We start from the raw sequence: 587 nt of genomic DNA, 5'->3' as shown, positions 1-587 counted from the left end.
GGCCAGCAGGTGGACCGTGGTGCCGTCGGCGGTGCGGCTGCCACGCAGCGTCTTACCGTCCACGGCCAGGCCGGACAGCGGAGCGCGGCTTGGGTACGGACTGCTGGCAGGTGGCGTGTCGGTGGCGAGGATGGCCAGGTAGGCGCAGGTGGCGGTGTCGAAGGCGTCGCCGTCCAGGCGGGCGAGCAGGCGGCCCAGGGTGCTGGCGGCCAGCCGTGAGGTGCTGGACAGGCCGGCGCGGGCGCGCAGGTCAGGGTCGTATCCGTTGATGAACCGGGTGATCCTTGCCAGGGATGTTGCTCCGCTGAGTACGGCGAGCAGGGATAACGCCAATAGCGGGCCGAGCCGGTAGCGGCGTCCGTGGCGGCTTCGCGGGTCAGGGACGGTGTCCAGGACCGCGGCCAGGGCCGGCAGGTCGGGCAGGTGAAGCAGCGGGTCGGTGGCGGTGACGTGCTCCAAGTGGCGGGCGAGCACGTTGATCGGGGATGATGGCACGCGAACGCGGCCCCTGTTCTTGATCGACTGGCGTAGACACCCAACGATCATCAGGGGTCGCGTTTGCCATCTGTACCCCGGGGTGCCCTCAA

Annotated in this window: 1 protein-coding gene; it reads right to left on the bottom strand. The window is 70.2% G+C overall.

Translation table 11 applies throughout. The annotated features are described in order from the left end of the window. A partial coding sequence (locus tag IO39_RS43435; RefSeq protein ID WP_043637703.1) for a transposase family protein occupies window positions 1-495 on the bottom strand: 495 nt, incomplete at its 3' end. Window positions 496-587 lie beyond the last annotated feature (92 nt).

This window comes from Nonomuraea candida, assembly GCF_000725485.1.
Lineage (GTDB): Bacteria > Actinomycetota > Actinomycetes > Streptosporangiales > Streptosporangiaceae > Nonomuraea > Nonomuraea candida.
The sequence above is the reverse complement of the archived record's forward strand: the minus strand, read 5'-3'. Positions and strand labels throughout refer to the sequence as shown.